Consider the following 15,637-nt stretch of genomic DNA (forward strand, 5'->3'; position numbering starts at 1 on the left):
TTTTTCATTTCAGGCCCGGGAAAATAATAGAAGGTGTTCCTTGCCGAGCTATTTACTGATCAGCTCTATCAGACCACCCATAATGCTTTGCATCAGCGCAAAGCGGTCACTGGTTCGTTCTGCGTGGGCCTGAAGTTGCCCTGCTTGCCAGCTGGTTATCCAGGCCAGGGCGATTACCAGCGTTACCACGGCGGCGGACAGCCATCGTATGTTCTTTCTCAGGCGCCTGCTTTGCTCTGCCTGATGGATGTGCTTTTCTTCCTGCTGCTGTTTGAGTTCCCTGAGTTGCTCTTCCAGTTCTTCGTAAGCCACCTCCAGGGTGGACATTCGTCCGCTGATCTTCCTCTGTGCCTGTTCCGGAGCTTCGGTAACAGGTTGTCCGACGTTCTCCACAGCCAGCCTGAGCGCTTCACTGTGCTCCGGCTCCGGGATGTCTGAGAGGATCAGGTCCAGGGTTCGCATCAGCTGCTCACGGTCCACCTGTTTGCGGATAACCCCGGCCGCACCGAGCGCCCGGGCCTCTTCGATGTATTTTCCGGCGTTCTGTGAGGTGTACATGAATACCGGGATATCACGGGTATCCGGTAGGCTTTTCAGCTTTTCAAGGGCCTGGAAGCCGTTCATGCCTGGCAGCATATGATCGAGGAAGATGAAATCAAAGTGATCGGATTGAAGAACCGGAAAGGCCTCTTCGGCTGTGGCCACGGCTTTGCTGGAAACGTCCGCACGCTCGAGCAGGCGCGCAAGAATGATGCGCGCTGTTGAAGAGTCCTCGATGATAAGCGCGTGGCCCCGTGGCATTCCCTGTCCCTCTGTGGTTAACCGTTTATGGTTTCAGAGGAAACTATATAAGCAGATCAGAAAATATACAGTGGACTAACGGGCCTGGGTGTCATATTTGAGACACCCTTTTGATTTTTCCCTTGTGTAGTGTCAGCGCTTCTGTTTGAGCTGCTTGTTCACCAGTGCCCGCAATGCCGCCGGCTTAACCGGCTTGTAAAGCACCTGGTAGCCCCGGCTGATCGCATCTTCACGTACCTCCGGCGCCATGTAGCCGGTGATCAGGATGCCCGGGATGCCGGCTCCCAGAACTTCTCTGATGCCGTCCATGGCATCCAGCCCGTTACGGTTATCATCCAGCTGGTAATCCGCCAGGATGATATCCGGTTTATGGCCTTCGAGCTTGTTCAGGGCGCTTTCCAGGCTTTCCGCGGCGGTTACCTCGCACTGCCAGTTGCTCAGTAGTGCGACCATTCCCTGAAGGATCGCCGCATCGTTATCGATGCACAGCACCTTCAGGCCGCCCAGACTGGACACCCTTCTGGAGTTGCTGCCTGCCTTGCTGGCACTGGCATGGACCTGCTCTGCCGGAGCCCTGGGCACGGTGACAGCAAAAGTACTGCCTTTGCCCTGGGTTGAGTGCACGGTTACCGGGTGGTCCAGCATGCCGCTGATACGGTCGACGATGGCCAGTCCGAGGCCCAGCCCCTTCTTGTCCCGGCCGTGCTGGAAGCGCCTGAATTCCTCGAAGATGTGAGCGAGTTGCTCTTCGGACATCCCGGGGCCGGTATCCCAGACTTCAATACGCAGGAAGCCCTTCATGCGCCGACAGCCCATAAGGATCTTGCCACTTGCGGTATAGCGGATGGCATTGGACAGGAAATTCTGGACTACCCGCCGCAACAGCTTGGCATCTGAGCGTACCCAGGCCGAGCTGGGCACCACGTGCAGTTCCAGTTCCTGGTCCTTGGCAATGGCGGAGAACTCGGTAGCCAGATGCTTCAGGAGGTCGTTAACCGGGAACACCGTAATATCCGGTTCCAGGGCGCCGGCATCCAGCTTGGAAATATCCAGCAGGGTGCTGATGATTTCTTCTGCGGCCCCGAGTGAGCTGTCGATATGCTCGACCAGCTGTTTCGGTTCGCCATCGGTGATCTTGCCTGACAGGGCCGAGGTAAACAGCCGGGCAGCGTTCAGGGGCTGCAGGAGGTCATGGCTGGCTGAGGCAAGGAAGCGGGTCTTGCTCTGGTTAGCCTGTTCCGCCACGGACTTGGCCTTGAGCATCTGCTCGTTGATTACCTGCAATTCCTGGGTCCGTTCCCGAACCCGTTGCTCCAGGTAGATGTTGGTTTCTTTCAGCGCCTGTTCGGTGCGCCGCATGGCAGTGATGTCCTGGAAGGTGGTCACGTAACCACCGCCGGGTATAGGGCTGCCGTCTACCCTGACCACTGTGCCATCCGGACGTTGACGTTCGTAGGACATGGGCTTGCCATCGCGCATGGCGCTGCAGCGGTCGTCTATGATCTCGTCGATACGCCGGGCCGACAGGTTGGCGTTGGTCAGGTTGTAACGCATCAGGTCTTCGACAGGCCGGCCTACCCGGACAAACCCTTTCGGGTAATGGAACAACTCCAGATAGCGGTGGTTCCAGACTACCAGCTGTTGCTGGTGATTCACCACAGACACCCCGAGACTGATGTTCTCGATGGCGGATTGCAGCAACTCCCGGCTGAAGGTCATGGCCTGGGAGGCTTCATCAACGATGCTGACCACATCTTCGATCTGCATATCGCGACCGGTCAGGGTGGACTCCAATACGACGCGGGCGGTCGAGGCACCGATGACCGAGGCAAGCTGCCGCTCGATGTACTTCATCAGGTGCGATGAGGCAGGCCGGTGCGGATACAGGCGAATGGCGTTACGCCGCTCGTAGTTCCGGAAGATGCTTTCCGAGCGTTCCTCGCCCATAAAGCGGTCGGTAAGGGCTTGCAGGTCCGAGGTCAGAATTTCGCCCTGCCAGCTCTGGTGCTGGGCGCTTTCCGCTTTTGGTTGGGCCTCATGGAAGAACGCGGCAATTTGTATCTTTTCGCGAATACGTTGCCGGGTGACCAGCGACAGGAAGATGTAGATCGCTGTGTTAACCCCCAGGCTCCACAGAATGCCATGGCTGGTCTGGTCCAGTTCAGAGCCAAACAGGGCGGTTGGACGGGTCCAGTGCCAGCCGAAAAGGCCGTTCTCGATGAACCCGGCGGATATCCAGCCGGTAGCAGCCAGTGCAGGCAGGAGCAGGGTGTAGCACCACATCAGGAAACCGAGGCCAAGGCCCCAGACTGCGCCGGTGTAGTTACCCCGGCGCCACAGAATGCCGCCAACCAGGGCCGGGCCGAACTGGGCAGCAGCGGCAAACGAGAGCAGTCCGAAGGCGGTGAGGCTGTAATCGGCCCCGGCCATCCGGTAGAAGCCATAGGCGGTCAGCAACACCACAAAGATCGCGGCCCGGCGTATGGACAAGAGCAGGAAGCTGAGATCTGTCCGCCGGTTCATGCGCGGACGGAAGAAACGCAACAGCCCGGGCATGATGATCTCGTTGCTGACCATGGTGGCGATGGCCACCGAGCAGACAATCACCATGGCGGCCGCAGCAGAGCCACCGCCAAGAAACGCCAGTATCGCCAGCCATTGCTCGCCAGCCATGATCGGGAGCTGAAGGATAACGATGTCCGGGTCACTTCCGGCCATGTCTGCGTGCAGCAAGCCGCCGGCGGCGATGGGGATCACAAAGGCGCTGGCAATCACCAGGTAGATGGGCATGGCCCAGCGTGCAACCTCGAAATCCCGGTGGTCCGTGTTCTCAACCACCATAACGTGGAACTGTCGTGGCAGGCAGATAATCGCCAGCATGGCCACCAGGGTTTGAGTGAGGAATGCCGGTGCCTCTATAGCGTCGGTGGTCAGGGTGCCAATCAGGTCCGCCTCGGCGGCCTTCTGAAACAGGTCACCGAAACCGTTGAACAGCCCGTAACCGACGAACAGGCCGACGGCGACAAAGGCGATCAGCTTGATAAGGGATTCGAAGGCCACCGCCTGGATCATGCCACGGTGGTGTTCCGTAGACTCCAGGTGGCGGGTGCCGAACAGCACGGTGAACACGGCCAGGGCAAGGGTGATGTACCAGGCCGAATCGTTCCAGGCCGCAGTACTGATCTCCTGATAGGTATCGCCGGTGCTGGACAGTACGTTGAAGCCGAGGGCAATGGCTTTCAGTTGCAGGGCGATGTAAGGCACGCTGCCGATCAGCGCGAAGATTGCCACCATCGCTGCCAGCAGTTGTGATTTGCCATAACGGGAAGCGATGAAGTCGGCAATCGAGGTGCTGTTGTTGCGCTTGCTGATGTAGATGATTCGTCGTAACAGGGGCGCAAAGAACACGAAAACCAGCAGGGGCCCCAGATAGATGGGGAGGAAGCCAAAGCCTTCCTGGGTGGCGCGGCCGACAGCGCCGTAGAAGGTCCAGGAGGTGAAGTAAACCGCCAGGGAAAGACCGTAAACATGGGTTCGCGCCAACCTGTTCCGGTAAAGCCCGGGGTGGCGGTCACCCGCCCAGGCAATCAGGAACAGCAGGGAGATGTAGGAGATCGAAATCAGTACAAGCAGCCAGGCGCTAATCATGTTGGGTTGCTATCCGGTCTTGGTTATTCAGGCCCCGCAAACAGTTGTGTACAGGGGGTCCTGAAGGTTCAGCAGTTTCATATTGTCGACCCTGGGGCTGCCGTCGGAACCCAGCGGTACCAGCTCACGGCTCTGGCAGTTAATCAGGTGAACCCGGTGCGAAACGGCATCGGTAACGGTCTGGGAGAAGCGGTAAAGGGTAAACCGGACGATATTGGAATCCGGGGTATCTTTGCTGATGCTGGCGACATCCACCGTGGAAAACGCGGTTACGTACGGGAAAACAAAGGTCCACGGACGGAAGAAGATCTTTTCCTGTTCGGTGTTTACCACAACGGCCTGTTCCGGCAGCAGTGAGCGCTTGTGGTCATACCAGGTGTATTCGCCGTAGATCAGGTAGCCGAGCATACCGGCACCGGCAAACACCGGGATAATCCATTTCGGCGCGCGCTTGGCGGTGGCGGCACGAATGCCCAGGGCAATACCGGCAGCACCCAGTCCGCAGAATACAGTGGCAACAAAAGTCCAGAACATAAATCGGTATCCTCAAAAAAGAACGGGCTCCCTCACAGAGGAAGCCCGTTCGGTATCAACCTGTCATTGCAGGCAATGATTCAGGCTGTCTTGCAGTTTAATGGTCTTGGGCAGATCCGGCACCGCGCGGGTAACGGACGCTTTCAACCAGTTCCTGGATCTCAACGGGCGGTTCAGCAGTCACTTTGGATACTGCGAAGGCTACCGCAAAGTTGACCACAGCACCAATGGCACCGATGGACAGCGGGGAGATACCCAGTACCCAGTTTTCAGGCGTGTCTGCCAGGTTGTTGGTGCCCGGGATGAAGAACCAGCCTTTGTAGATGAAGATATACACCAGGGTGAAGATCAGACCGGACAGCATACCCAGGGTTGCGCCCACGTTGTTCACACGCTTGGAGAAGATACCCATCATCAGCGCCGGGAACAGGGAGGCTGCCGCGATACCGAATGCCAGCGCTACCACCTGGGCTGCGAAGCCCGGAGGGTTGGCGCCCAGCCAGGTAGCAACCACAATGGCAACCGCCATGGAGATACGGGCCGCCATCAGTTCGCCTTTCTCACTGATGTTCGGGTTGAGTCGGCCTTTGATCAGGTCGTGACTCACCGCCGAGGAGATTGCCAGCAACAGACCCGCTGCAGTCGACAGGGCGGCTGCCAGACCACCTGCGGCGATCAGGCCGATTACCCAGCCCGGCAGGTTGGCGATTTCAGGGTTGGCCAGTACCAGGATGTCGTTGTTAACAACCATCTCGTTGCCTTCCCAGCCACGCTCGGAAGCGGTAGCGGCGAAGTCAGCGTTCTTGTCGTTATACAGCTGGATACGGCCGTCGTTGTTCTTGTCCTCGTAGGTGATCAGACCGGTCTCTTCCCAGGTGGCAATCCAGCCCGGACGCTGATCGTACTCGATTGGCTGGGCAGCAGTGCCTTCCGGATAGATGGTGGTCATCAGGTTCAGACGAGCCATGGACGCGACAGCCGGCGCAGTCAGGTACAGCAGGGCGATGAAGACCAGGGCCCAGCCGCCGGACCAGCGCGCGTCAGCAACCTTGGGAACCGTGAAGAAGCGGATGATTACGTGGGGCAGACCCGCGGTACCGATCATCAGGGACAGGGTAAACAGAACCATGTTCAGTTTGTTGTCCACATCTGCGGTGTACTCGCGGAAGCCAAGGTCGGTAACAACCTGGTTCAGCTTGGCCAGCAGCGGCATGCCGGATTCGGTGTGGGTAGAGAACATGCCCAGGCCCGGAATCGGGTTGCCGGTCAGTTGCAGGGAGATGAACACCGCCGGAATGGTGTAGGCAACGATCAGAACGCAGTACTGGGCTACCTGGGTGTAGGTGATGCCTTTCATACCGCCGAGTACCGCGTAGATGAATACAACCACGGCTGCGATGATCAGGCCGTTGGTCGCTTCAACTTCGAGGAAGCGGGAGAACGCAACACCGGCGCCAGCCATCTGGCCGATAACGTAGGTGACAGATGCTACGATCAGGCAGATAACAGCGACCAGGCGGGCGTTGGGGCTGTAGTAACGGTCACCGATGAACTCGGGTACCGTGAACTTGCCGAACTTCCGCAGGTACGGGGCCAGCAGCATGGCCAGCAGCACGTAACCGCCGGTCCAGCCCATCAGGAAGGTGGAGTTGGCGTAACCGCCGGCGGCAATCAGGCCCGCCATGGAGATGAAGGATGCCGCAGACATCCAGTCGGCACCGATAGCCATACCGTTGGTTACCGGGTGAACACCGCCACCGGCAACGTAGAAGTCGCTGGTGCTACCGGCCTTCGCCCAGATGGCGATGCCGATATAGAGGAGGAACGAGCCCCCTACAAACAATAGGTTAATTGCAAATTGGCTCATTGGTTCTTACTCCTCGTGTACGCCGAATTGTTCGTCGATTTTGTTCATGCGCCAGGCGTAGAAGAAAATCAGAACAATGAAGGTAAGAATCGAGCCTTGCTGGGCAAACCAGAAACCGAGGTCGGTCCCGCCGACTTCAATGCCGGCCAGCATGGGGCGTAGCAGGATGGCAAAACCATAGGAGCACAGGCCCCATATGATCAGACTGCCAAAGATAAGGCGTAGGTTCGCCTTCCAGTAGTTCTCAGCGTCGTAGCTATGACCTGACATACAAAATCACTCCTGTATTGTTGTTGTAGAGCTTTGCTGGGTTTTTGCTGGGGTGGTGCGGAAAGAGAATTTATTATTCATGTAATACTTCTCCGACTTGTTGTCATCTCCGACTTTACCGGTCAATGCGTTTGAGGATATTGGCAAATAGTCTAAGTCTCAGTAACTTGCCTTGCATTTGATCAAGGACATCAACGATAAGCCGGGCTAAATCAAAGTCGGTGCATCTGCTGTAAACGGCGTTGATAATGCAGTTTATCGACCAGTTCTTTCAGAGTTTTTACGTCTTTCTTCTGAGCCATATTGAGCGCTGCAAGGGTCAATTCGGCCGTTACCATCGCATCTGCCGCAGCGTGATGCCGTTCACTAATTTGAAGATTGAAGTAGTCGGCCCAGTTATCCAGCCCGCGCCCCTTGGTCTCGGCGTGGGGGAAAAACGCCGGTAACAGCTCTGCCACATCCATCCACAGGTGCTGGGATGTGTAACCCAGTTGGGCTTTCAGGGTCTTCTCGAGGAATTTCTGGTCGAACGCCGAGTGGTAGGCCAGGATGGGATCGCCGTTCATCCACTCCAGCAGGTGCAGCAGGGCATCTTCGGTCTCATGGCCCTGGGTCAGGGCTTCTGGCCCGATGCCGTGAATCAGCACGGTTTCGCTGATATCCAGCTCCGGACGGCGCAGGATCAGGTCAAACTGGTCATTCAGGTGGATGACGCCGCTTTCGATGGCCACCGCGCCAATGGCGATGACTTCGTCTTTCGAGAAGTTGAGCCCGGTGGTTTCCAGGTCCAGCACGATCAGCCGGGAACGAGCCAGCAGCTGGTCGCTGGCCGTTTTCGGGGCCGGCAGGCTGTCAGTGTCGTGGTCACCGGTAATGCCGCCGCGGCGCTGGGCCAGCCATTGTTTGATCTGTTCGAGCATGGTTGCCGGCCTATAGTTGGTAGGTGATTTCCAGTTTTTGCTGCAGCCGCTGGGCCTGGCGGAAGGATTCCCGCAGTATCCGTCTGTCCAGCGGGTTCAGGTCATCCGGATCTATGTAGTTGGTCAGCTCTTCACCTTTATCGAGCATTTCCTGGTGGGCGCGCATGCGGATGGCCTGAATCAGGCTGTAGGCTTCTTTCCAGGCATTGGCATCCTTGGCGTCGAACACATCTTTGCGGGCCAGTGCATCAATCCGTTCCAGTGTGTTGGCAGTTTCAACACCGTGGGCAAGGGCGAAGACCCTGACGGATTCCACAAACGGCGCCAGCCCCTGGCGTTTCAGGTCCAGGGAGTGTTTTTTCTCGTCGTTCAGGTAACGGAAGTTGCGGAACATGGTCAGCGGCGGTTTGCGCTGCAAGGCGTTGCCGGCCAGCATTTTCTGGAACAGGGCGTTCTTGCGGATGCGGGCCAGTACGTTTTCCAGTAACCGGTGCAGCGGCTCCGACGGGCCGAAGACGGCGCGCATATCCAGGAAAATCGACGAATAGACCAGGTTCTGCGGGGTCGATGCATCGATAAAGCGTATAAACCAGTCGTCCCATTCGCCGATGCTCAGGCACAGTTTCGGGTTGCTGGCCATGATGTTGCCCTTGCACAGGGTGAAGCCGCACTCAGCCAGCTCATCATTGACCTTGCGGGCGAAGGGCAGCAGCTTTTCACGAACCTGTTCCGGGGTCATGCCTTCCGGAGTCTCGAACAGGATGCCGTTGTCCTGGTCGGTCAGCAGGGTCTGCTCCTGCCGGCCTTCGCTGCCGAAGGTGAGCCAGGTGAACGGAATGCCCGGATCGTTCTTTTTCAGGTTCAGTTCCAGCACCCTTCGCACGGTGACATCATTCAGGGTGGTGATGATCTTGACCACCTGGCCGGAGTCCGCGCCATGGGCCAGCATGGCATCCACCAGCCTGGAAACGTCGGTGCGCAGGGCCACCAAGGTGCGGAGGTGGGTAGCGGTGCCGATGGTGCGGGCAAGGTTGACCAGGTCTACCCGCTGGAGGGAGAACAGGTCCCGCTCGGAGACCACACCGATGAGTCGCTGTTCTTCGTCCACCACGCACAAATGGGCAAAGTGATGTTCCGCCATCAGCATGGCTGCCTCGAAGGCATCGGCGGTTGACGGCAGGCAGCAGGGATTCGACGTCATTACCTGGCTGATGGGTGTGTCCAGTGGCCCCTTTTGTTCGGCAACCATGGTGCGCAGGTCGCGCAGGGTAAAGATGCCGGTGGGGTGGCGGCCGTCATCGGTAATGATGATGCTGCCCACGTTGTTTTCGTGCATCCGGGCCACGGCTTTGCGCACCGGCAGGTCCGGGGAGCAGACGATTGGATTGCGCAAGGCATAGCGTTCCAGCGGGGTGTCCAGGCTGTTACTGGAGCCGATGGAGGCCATGGCCTTGGATTGCAGGCGCTGGTTGACCTGCTCCAGCAGGCTGCTGACCCCGCGCAGGCAGAAATCCCGGAACGGCTCGCTTTCAGAAATCAGGGTTACGAAATCTTTCTTCTCGATGCTCAGGCAGAAGGTATCCCCGGCCGCCCGGTGCAGGGTGCGGGTCGGCCGCTCGCCCACCAGAGCGGCCAGGGGGAAGCATTCGCCCTGGCTGATTTCGAAGGTGGTTTCGGTGCGCTCTTCGGTTTTGTGCTGGCGCTCGCCCCGGATCCGGCCTTGCTTGACTACATAGAATTGCTTGGCCTGACCGTCTTCCGGCGACAGCACCACATCACCGTCCGCGTAGAAGCTGAGGGTGGCATGTTCGGCGAAGTGTGCCAGGTGGGTGTCGTCCATGCTTGAAAAGGGTGCGTGTTCCCGCAGGAACGACATAATCGCGCGGGTATTCTGGGGGCGGGTGGTGTCCTGGTTTGCTGCGGCCATAGCGGAGTTCGTCCTGGTCCTGGTGGCGCGGCGGGTTACCGGCGCTCATTCGTTATTGTTGTCCTTCTGCAGTGTAGTGCAGCAGGTCGTTGTTGTACCTTACGATTTTCGTCGCAAACCTTGTCGGTTGTCTGCTTTATGGTAGCCCCGGGCAGTGGTAGAGTTCTGATACTTGTCAATCCGGAAGCAGTTAGTGTCATGACCAGTAAAGACGAACGCCTGGCCTTCCTCGAAGAGATGAAGGATGTCCGGCGGATCCGTAAACCCAACAAAGCGGAAGTGGCGGTTCCACGGGAACTGACGCCTGGCCACCTGGCACGCCAGCAGGCTGCGGTAGAGACCCCGGTGCGCGACCTGAACCCGCTGACCTCAGACATGGTGGAGCCGTTGACGGCCCACGATGTACTGAGCTGGATGCGTCCGGGCATTCAGCATGGGGTGTTCCGCAAGTTGCGGCTGGGCCAGTATCCCATTGAAGCCCGGCTGGACCTGCACCGGATGACCGTAGAAGAGGCCCGGCGGGAAGTGTTCGCTTTTATTAACGATTGCGTGCGCTATGGCCTGCGCTCGGTGATTATCCTGCATGGCAAAGGGGAGCGTAATCCGGACGGGATCGCCCAGCTGAAGAGTTACCTGGCCAAGTGGCTGCCGGAGTTGGACAGTGTGCTGGCGTTCCACTCGGCCCAGAAGCACCACGGTGGCACCGGGGCCGTTTACGTGATGGTGCGCAAAAGCGAGCGGGACAAACAGCATAACCGGGAAGTACACGGCAGCCGCTAGGGTGCCTGAACAGTGTGACAAACGAGGAGAGTAACATGACCAAGCGTTCTGTAGCAGTGTTGATGTTAGCAAGCTTTTTTGCCCTGACCGGCTGTAAAGACCGGGTGATCTGGAACGACAACGGCAAGGTGGATGAGGCAACCCAGGACCGGGAAGTCTGGAACACCAATGGCCAGGTAGATTCCGGCGAGCGCAAGATCTGGGTGAATAAAGACGGTAAGGAAGTGGTCAAGTAAGCCCGCGGGCTTGTTTCAAACCACGACACAAAAACTAGAGGAACGGCTCATGGCGTTCAGCCTGACAGTGAATGGAAACCGGCACACGGTGGATGTAGATCCGGATACGCCCCTTTTGTGGGTCATCCGGGATGAACTGGGCCTGAAGGGTACCAAGTTTGGTTGTGGTGCCGGCCTGTGTGGCGCCTGCACTGTGCACGTGAATGGCCAGCCGGCCCGTTCCTGCTCCACCGCCATTGAGCTGGTAGATGGTGCCGAGATTACCACCATCGAAGGGCTGTCAGAGGACGGCAACCTGCATCCCCTGCAGCAGGCCTGGATCAGCGAGGGCGTTCCCCAGTGCGGCTATTGCCAGTCTGGCCAGATCATGACCGCTGCCCACCTGCTGGCAAATAACCCTTCACCCTCCCGGGACGACATCGTGGCCGCCATGACCGGCAACCTGTGCCGCTGCGGCACCTACGCCCGCATTGTGGCCGCGGTGGAATCGGTGGCCGGTGGTGTTGGCCATTATCAGCCCGGGCAGGAGGGCGCCTGATATGACCATGAACCGCCGTGATTTTATGAAAGTCAGCACCGGTGCCTCCGGCAGTCTGGTACTGGCCTTGTCGCTCCCGGGGTGTGCCTCGGTACAAACCGGCTTCGAGCCGGAAACCGGTGAATGGACGCCGGATGTCTGGCTGGAGCTCAACAAGCAAGACGAAATTGCCTTCACCCTGGCCCGGGTTGAAATGGGTCAGGGCACCTACACCGGCCTGACGACCCTGATTGCGGAAGAACTGGATGTGGATCCGGCCCGGATTCAGGTGAAGTTCGCGCCGGTAGCGCCGGAATACCGTAACCCGTTTATCGGCCTGCAGCTGACCGGCGGCAGTACCAGTGTGGCGAGTAGCTGGCAGCCCCTGCGGGAGGCGGGAGCGTCTGCCAGGTTGATGCTGGTTATGGCCGCCGCCCGGGTTTGGGGCGTGGATGCCGATAACTGCCGTACCGACAACGGCCGGGTGCTTCATCCCAACGGGGTGGATTCCCTGCGTTATGGCCAGCTGGTTGAGCTGGCGGATAAAGAAGTGATTCGGGGAGATGTGCCCCTCAAACCCCGTTCGCAGTGGAAGTACATCGGCAAGCAGGCCGGCAAGCTGGATACCCGGGCCAAGGCCACGGGCACCGCGGTTTACGGCATTGATGTCGAGCTGCCGGGCATGGTGTACGCGGTGATGACCCGCAGCCCTCGCTACGGAGGCCGTGCCCAATCGTTTAACCGCGATGAGATCCTGGCCATGGCTGGCGTGCAGGCGGCGTTTATCACTGAACGCGGTGTCGCCGTGGTGGCCGGCAGTTACTGGAAAGCCCGGAAAGCACAGCAGGCTGTGCGCGTGGAGTGGGATTTCTCCGAGGCCCTGGATACCACGGTTGATGAGGTGTTCGAGGGCTATCGCAAAGCCGCCAGTGAAGACCCCGGCGAGCAGGAACGCTCTGAAGGCGATGTGGATGAGGCCATCAGCAAAGCCGGGCGCGTGGTGGAAGCCGAGTACGAACAGCCATACCTGGCCCATGCGCCGATGGAACCCATGAATGCCACCGCCTGGTACCACGATGGCGGCATGGAGATCTGGGCACCAACGCAGGCACCGGATCTCGGGCGCATTGCAGCCTGCCGGAATTCAGACCTTTCACCGGATGACGTGACTGTGCACACCACCTTCCTGGGTGGCGGATTCGGTCGCCGGCTGACCCAGGATTACATCGAGGAAGCCGCTGCGGTTGCCTATGAGCTGAAGGTGCCGGTCAAACTGATCTGGTCCCGGGAAGAAGACATGCGCCACGGGTTCTGGCGCCCGGCCATGCTGCACCGTATGACTGCCAGCCTGGACGGTGCTGATCTCACCGGCTGGGATCACCAGATTGTCGGCCCGCAGGTTCTGGACTGGTACGTGCGCAATGCTGCGCCGGCACAGTACCCCTGGGCACCAAAATTTCTCTACAACACCCTCGGCAAAGTGGGTTTGATGGTTGAGGGCCTGGCCACACCAAAAGATGTGTCTGCCATAGAAGGCGCTATCGGCTATCCCTATCAGGTTCCGAATGTCAGCGTGCGACACACCCATACCGACCCCGGCGTGCCCATTACCTGGTGGCGCTCAGTAGGCTACTCCCACAATGGGTTTGCTGTTGAAACCTTTATGGACGAGCTGGCCCACGAGGCCGGGCGGGATCCCCTGGAATTCCGTCGAAAACTGTTGGCCAAGGAGCCGCGCCACGCCAGGGTTCTGGAACGGGCGGCGGAACTGGCGCAGTGGGGCACGCCGCTCCCCGAAGGCAGGGCGCGCGGCATAGCGCTGTTCCAGAGTTTTGGCACCTACGTGGCCCAGGTGGTGGAAGCCGGTATCGAGAACGGCGAGATCCGTGTTTACAAGGTGACCGCCAGCGTGGATTGTGGCCAGGTGGTGAATCCGCGCATCGTGGAAGACCAGATTTCCGGAGGTATCCTGTTTGGCCTGACGGCGGCGTTGTTTGGCGAAATCACCTTTAACAAGGGTGAAGTCCAGCAGAGCAACTTCCACGATTATCGGCTATTGCAGATGCACCAGGTGCCTGAGGTTGTGGTGGATATTGTCGACAGCGATGAAGCCCCCACCGGCGTGGGCGAGCCGGGTGTGCCGCCGGTGATTCCCGCCCTGGGCAATGCGCTGTTTGCACTGACCGGTAAGCGCCAGCGCCGGTTACCGCTGACCGTATGATCAAGCGGTTTGGTGTAATAGACGGAGAATCCCAGTGTTTGATGTGACCCGATACGCTATTGCTGCCCAGTCCATAGTGGATGCCGGGCGCTTCCTGTATGACCGGGGCTGGTCGCCGGCCACCAGCAGCAACTATTCTGCCCGCATCGACAGCGACCACGTTGCTATTACCGTGTCCGGTCGCCATAAAGGCCAGCTCGCTGCCGGTGATGTCATGGTGGTAGACCTGAACGGCAACCCGGTCCAGAGTAACTGCAAGTCCTCGGCAGAAACCCTGCTGCACACGGTGTTGTACCAGGTGTTTCCGGATGCGGGTGCAGTGCTGCACACCCACTCGGTGAAGGCCACCGTGCTTAGCCGCCTGATCCCGCCGGGCAAATCTCTGGAGCTGGAAGGCTATGAACTGCAAAAAGCCTTTGCCGGCGTAAACAGCCATGAGGGCCGGTTATCGATACCGGTGTTCGACAACACCCAGGACATCCCGGCCCTGGCGGAACAGACCGCCGAATGGTTCCGGGCTCAGCCGGAACAACCGGGTTACCTGATTCGTGGCCATGGCCTGTATACCTGGGGTGCTACCATGGCGGATTGCCTGCGCCATGTGGAAGCCTTTGAATTCCTGTTTGAATGTGAACTTGAAACCATGAGAGTCCGCCCATGACCACCCTGAGCATTTTCCAGCAGAACCAGCCGCAAGCGGCACACACCGTAACCACCGACCCGCAGGTGATTCGCGATACGCTGGCCAGCCAGGGTGTGCGCTTTGAGCAATGGCCAACCCGGGAGCTGCCGGCTTCGGCCACCCAGGAACAGATTCTGGAAGCCTACGCGGATGAGGTCGCCAGCCTGAAGCAGGAATGCGGTTTCCAGACCGCCGATGTGGTCAGCCTGACCGCGGACCACCCGGATAAAGACGCCTTCCGCCAGAAGTTCCTCGACGAACACACCCACAGCGAAGACGAAGTGCGTTTCTTTGTGCGCGGGCAGGGGCTGTTCTACCTGCATTTTGGTGATCAGGTGTATGCCCTGATGTGCGAAAAGAATGACCTGATCAGCGTGCCGGATGGCACCCGCCACTGGTTTGATATGGGCCCGGAGCCGGAATTTACCTGTATTCGCCTGTTCTCTAATCCGGAAGGCTGGGTGGCCAGCTTCACCGGTGAGGAGATTGCCTCCACCCTGCCCAGGTATGAAGCGCTGGCGGGGGTGGCCTGATGATCCGGGTGATTCTGACCGACATCGAAGGCACCACCAGCTCTATCTCCTTTGTACACGAGGTGCTGTTCCCCTACGCCAGTGAACACCTGCCGGCGTTTGTGCGGGCCCATCACCACACCACGCCGGCGGTTGCAGAGCAGCTGGCGATTGTGGCGCAGAAAAGCGGTGTCGACAGCAAGGACGTGGAAGCCCTTATCGAAGTGCTCCAAGGCTGGATCAGCGAGGACCGCAAGGAAGGTTCCCTCAAGGCCTTGCAGGGCATGGTCTGGGAGCAGGGCTATCACAGCGGCGAGCTGAAGGGCGATATCTACCCGGATGCGGCGGACTACCTGCAGCGCTGGCATGATCGGGGGCTGAGACTGTTCGTATATTCCTCTGGCTCGGTGAAGGCCCAGAAGCTGATTTTTGGTCACAGCAGTGAAGGCGACTTTACACCGTTTTTCTCCGGGTATTTTGATACCGGCGTAGGTGGCAAGAAAGAAGCGCAGTCGTACCGTAACATCCTGGACGAGCTGGGTGTCGAGCCGGGTTCTGTGCTGTTTCTCTCGGATGTTGAGGCCGAACTTGAGGCGGCCGAGCAGGCGGGTATGAAAACCGCCTGGCTGGTACGTGAGGGTGAATTGCCGGACACCGGTCGCTTCGTGGCCCGGGACTTTGCGGAGGTAGACGCGCTGCTGCGTAAACGCTAGGAGGTCGAT

At 59.0% G+C, this 15,637-nt stretch carries 14 protein-coding genes; 7 read left to right on the top strand and 7 right to left on the bottom strand.

What is annotated here, in order from left to right; genetic code table 11:
• Positions 1–48: 48 nt before the first annotated feature.
• The 7 genes from Q668_RS12960 to Q668_RS12990 all read right to left on the bottom strand — a co-directional run bounded on the left by Q668_RS12960 (position 49) and on the right by Q668_RS12990 (position 9,967).
• Entirely contained in the window at positions 49–801 is a 753-nt protein-coding gene (locus Q668_RS12960; RefSeq protein ID WP_022990042.1) for a response regulator, read from the bottom strand.
• Between the two features lie 132 nt (positions 802–933).
• On the bottom strand, positions 934–4,449 hold the full coding sequence (locus tag Q668_RS12965) for a PAS domain-containing hybrid sensor histidine kinase/response regulator (RefSeq protein WP_022990043.1): 3,516 nt from the start codon (positions 4,447–4,449) through the stop codon (positions 934–936).
• Between the two features lie 27 nt (positions 4,450–4,476).
• The gene (locus tag Q668_RS12970) at positions 4,477–4,983 is read right to left on the bottom strand and encodes a hypothetical protein (RefSeq protein ID WP_022990044.1); all 507 of its coding nucleotides are present in this window, start codon (positions 4,981–4,983) and stop codon (positions 4,477–4,479) included.
• A gap of 97 nt (positions 4,984–5,080) precedes the next feature.
• Positions 5,081–6,850, bottom strand: a complete 1,770-nt coding sequence (locus Q668_RS12975; protein WP_022990045.1) for a sodium:solute symporter family protein — start codon at positions 6,848–6,850, stop codon at positions 5,081–5,083.
• A gap of 6 nt (positions 6,851–6,856) precedes the next feature.
• Positions 6,857–7,120 carry a DUF4212 domain-containing protein gene (locus Q668_RS12980; RefSeq protein ID WP_022990046.1) on the bottom strand — a complete coding sequence of 88 codons (264 nt, stop codon included), beginning with the start codon at positions 7,118–7,120 and terminating at the stop codon, positions 6,857–6,859.
• A gap of 212 nt (positions 7,121–7,332) precedes the next feature.
• Positions 7,333–8,040, bottom strand: coding sequence for a PolC-type DNA polymerase III (locus Q668_RS12985; RefSeq protein WP_022990047.1), 708 nt, complete (start codon positions 8,038–8,040; stop codon positions 7,333–7,335).
• A 10-nt stretch (positions 8,041–8,050) separates the two neighbouring features.
• Positions 8,051–9,967, bottom strand: coding sequence for a putative nucleotidyltransferase substrate binding domain-containing protein (locus Q668_RS12990; RefSeq protein ID WP_022990048.1), 1,917 nt, complete (start codon positions 9,965–9,967; stop codon positions 8,051–8,053).
• 198 nt (positions 9,968–10,165) lie between these two features.
• On the opposite strand from Q668_RS12990, the gene smrA reads away from it, so the two are divergent.
• Genes smrA through mtnC form a run of 7 tightly spaced genes read left to right on the top strand, consistent with a single transcriptional unit; the run spans position 10,166 to position 15,628 of the window.
• A complete protein-coding gene (gene smrA, locus Q668_RS12995) occupies positions 10,166–10,747 on the top strand; it encodes a DNA endonuclease SmrA (RefSeq protein ID WP_022990049.1) in 582 nt (193 codons plus the stop codon).
• A gap of 35 nt (positions 10,748–10,782) precedes the next feature.
• A complete protein-coding gene (locus tag Q668_RS13000; RefSeq protein WP_022990050.1) occupies positions 10,783–10,983 on the top strand; it encodes a hypothetical protein in 201 nt (66 codons plus the stop codon).
• Between the two features lie 49 nt (positions 10,984–11,032).
• The gene (locus Q668_RS13005) at positions 11,033–11,521 is read left to right on the top strand and encodes a (2Fe-2S)-binding protein (protein ID WP_022990051.1); all 489 of its coding nucleotides are present in this window, start codon (positions 11,033–11,035) and stop codon (positions 11,519–11,521) included.
• A 1-nt stretch (position 11,522) separates the two neighbouring features.
• Positions 11,523–13,721 carry a xanthine dehydrogenase family protein molybdopterin-binding subunit gene (locus Q668_RS13010; protein WP_022990052.1) on the top strand — a complete coding sequence of 733 codons (2,199 nt, stop codon included), beginning with the start codon at positions 11,523–11,525 and terminating at the stop codon, positions 13,719–13,721.
• A 34-nt stretch (positions 13,722–13,755) separates the two neighbouring features.
• Positions 13,756–14,382 carry a methylthioribulose 1-phosphate dehydratase gene (locus tag Q668_RS13015; RefSeq protein WP_022990053.1) on the top strand — a complete coding sequence of 209 codons (627 nt, stop codon included), beginning with the start codon at positions 13,756–13,758 and terminating at the stop codon, positions 14,380–14,382.
• The gene (locus tag Q668_RS13020) at positions 14,379–14,936 is read left to right on the top strand and encodes a 1,2-dihydroxy-3-keto-5-methylthiopentene dioxygenase (RefSeq protein WP_022990054.1); all 558 of its coding nucleotides are present in this window, start codon (positions 14,379–14,381) and stop codon (positions 14,934–14,936) included. The genes Q668_RS13015 and Q668_RS13020 overlap by 4 nt, the downstream gene beginning before the upstream one ends.
• Positions 14,936–15,628: an acireductone synthase gene (gene mtnC, locus Q668_RS13025; protein ID WP_022990055.1), complete on the top strand. Its 693-nt coding sequence runs from the start codon at positions 14,936–14,938 to the stop codon at positions 15,626–15,628. Before Q668_RS13020 ends, mtnC begins: the two co-directional genes overlap by 1 nt.
• The last annotated feature ends 9 nt before the right edge of the window (positions 15,629–15,637 follow it).

This window comes from Marinobacter sp. ES-1 (assembly GCF_000475255.1).
GTDB lineage: Bacteria > Pseudomonadota > Gammaproteobacteria > Pseudomonadales > Oleiphilaceae > Marinobacter > Marinobacter vinifirmus.

Coding starts and splice junctions, on each gene's coding strand:
- Q668_RS12960 (WP_022990042.1), bottom strand. CDS start 801: ATGCCACGGGGCCACGCGCTTATCATCGAGGACTCTTCAACAGCGCGC.
- Q668_RS12965 (WP_022990043.1), bottom strand. CDS start 4,449: ATGATTAGCGCCTGGCTGCTTGTACTGATTTCGATCTCCTACATCTCC.
- Q668_RS12970 (WP_022990044.1), bottom strand. CDS start 4,983: ATGTTCTGGACTTTTGTTGCCACTGTATTCTGCGGACTGGGTGCTGCC.
- Q668_RS12975 (WP_022990045.1), bottom strand. CDS start 6,850: ATGAGCCAATTTGCAATTAACCTATTGTTTGTAGGGGGCTCGTTCCTC.
- Q668_RS12980 (WP_022990046.1), bottom strand. CDS start 7,120: ATGTCAGGTCATAGCTACGACGCTGAGAACTACTGGAAGGCGAACCTA.
- Q668_RS12985 (WP_022990047.1), bottom strand. CDS start 8,040: ATGCTCGAACAGATCAAACAATGGCTGGCCCAGCGCCGCGGCGGCATT.
- Q668_RS12990 (WP_022990048.1), bottom strand. CDS start 9,967: ATGGCCGCAGCAAACCAGGACACCACCCGCCCCCAGAATACCCGCGCG.
- smrA (WP_022990049.1), top strand. CDS start 10,166: ATGACCAGTAAAGACGAACGCCTGGCCTTCCTCGAAGAGATGAAGGAT.
- Q668_RS13000 (WP_022990050.1), top strand. CDS start 10,783: ATGACCAAGCGTTCTGTAGCAGTGTTGATGTTAGCAAGCTTTTTTGCC.
- Q668_RS13005 (WP_022990051.1), top strand. CDS start 11,033: ATGGCGTTCAGCCTGACAGTGAATGGAAACCGGCACACGGTGGATGTA.
- Q668_RS13010 (WP_022990052.1), top strand. CDS start 11,523: ATGACCATGAACCGCCGTGATTTTATGAAAGTCAGCACCGGTGCCTCC.
- Q668_RS13020 (WP_022990054.1), top strand. CDS start 14,379: ATGACCACCCTGAGCATTTTCCAGCAGAACCAGCCGCAAGCGGCACAC.
- mtnC (WP_022990055.1), top strand. CDS start 14,936: ATGATCCGGGTGATTCTGACCGACATCGAAGGCACCACCAGCTCTATC.